The sequence below is a fragment of the Lactococcus sp. EKM203L genome, assembly GCF_011800585.1.
GTDB lineage: Bacteria > Bacillota > Bacilli > Lactobacillales > Streptococcaceae > Lactococcus > Lactococcus lactis.
The window spans coordinates 1-1,354 of sequence record NZ_JAALEQ010000033.1; the positions used below are offsets into that span (position 1 = coordinate 1).

General features: G+C 32.5%; 3 protein-coding genes and 1 pseudogene. 2 read left to right on the forward strand and 2 right to left on the reverse strand.

Annotated elements, in window-relative coordinates; translation table 11 throughout:
• Positions 1-110 (reverse strand): annotated as a pseudogene (locus HFD15_RS14470) (transcriptional regulator); the annotation flags it as partial.
• 234 nt (positions 111-344) lie between these two features.
• Here HFD15_RS14470 and HFD15_RS13905 point away from each other — a divergent pair.
• Together HFD15_RS13905 and HFD15_RS13910 are read left to right on the forward strand one after the other, a co-directional pair.
• Positions 345-641 carry a BRCT domain-containing protein gene (locus HFD15_RS13905; RefSeq protein WP_003132842.1) on the forward strand — a complete coding sequence of 99 codons (297 nt, stop codon included), beginning with the start codon at positions 345-347 and terminating at the stop codon, positions 639-641.
• A gap of 34 nt (positions 642-675) precedes the next feature.
• Positions 676-897, forward strand: coding sequence for a hypothetical protein (locus tag HFD15_RS13910; RefSeq protein WP_167593811.1), 222 nt, complete (start codon positions 676-678; stop codon positions 895-897).
• A gap of 349 nt (positions 898-1,246) precedes the next feature.
• Here the strand turns inward: HFD15_RS13910 and HFD15_RS13915 are convergent.
• On the reverse strand, positions 1,247-1,354 hold a 108-nt coding region (locus HFD15_RS13915), incomplete at its 5' end, for a helix-turn-helix domain-containing protein (RefSeq protein WP_152601488.1).

Here is a 1,354-nt window from a genome sequence, read left to right on the forward strand (position 1 = left end):
TGGCTACTATTCGTATTTACACTATTTGCAAGCGTGGTAGAATTAGCCTCTTCATCTGTTTCTGAAATAAATGCCAAGATATGTAATGCTACAGAAAATTTCGTATCCATGATTCACCCCTTAAATAAATATAACTCTCATACTTTTTCTTGTACCTGTACCGAGAACAAGAACATTATAACAAAGAACAATATATGAGTCAAATATATAGGATTAAAGAAATAAAAACAAGCCAACAGAGTATACTTCAAAGGTTTATACTTGTTTTCTGATATAATTGGATTCAAAGAAGGTCAAATAAGTTGAGCATTGAGTTCATTCAGAAAAACAGCAGAGGTGGTTTAATGCTAGAGAATGAGTATTTTGTATTTACTGGCACCCTTACAACGATGACAAGAAAACAAGCACAATCAATCATTATAGGTTTAAAAGGGCATAATCAGAACGCTGTGACTAAAAAAACGACTAGACTAGTCACGGGCAATTTTCCGATTGATTTAATAAAAGGCTATCATCATTCGCATAAAATATCAGAGGCTAAGCAATCTAAACGAAAAGGACAACGAATAATGATAATGACTGAAAAAGAATTTATCGAATTTTTAGCTCAAACTTTTCAACTTCTCTCAAAAGGGTTATAATTATGCTTGTTATATTATTGATAGAGGAGGAAGTTTGAAAACTTTAGGAAAAGCTATTGCTAATAAAATTGCTTTAGTTTTGTCCCAATACTTCCAACTTCCACCAGGATATCTGATGGGAGTTATCCCCAATCATGTCCCCAATGACCCACGAGCTTACTTCGAGCAATTGAATGAAGAACAAAAAGTAAAAATGTTAAAAGTATGCCACAAATGGTCGGAAAAACGAATTGAAAATATGCAATACTTAAACTGAAAACGTAAAAAGTTTATCATGATGATAAGCTTTTTGTATCTTGCTTAACTTATTGACCTTGGGGAGAATTCATATTTGTTTCGCCCAAGATTCACTGAAAGCAACCTATTGCAAAGTTGGTTCAGTTCGTTGTCCAAGACAGTACTCAATATGTAATTGCAGAAAATTGGGAAAATCAAACAGCGTTAGATTTACATAACAAAAAGGAACGCTTGAAATCTTTTGTTAGAAATATCAGTCAATATCTTATCGAAGATTGTAAAATTAGTATGAGTTACTAATTATACCAAAGTAAAAAAATTAAACCAGCTTGCACCTTAATAGTTGTGAGCTGGTTTTTTAGTTTATTCTAAAACTTATTAATATATCTATAAATCGTTGTTCTTGAAACTCCCCAAGAATCCGCAATCGACTTAATCGGCGTACCACTTTCTACCAAGGTTTTAAGAAGCTTTAC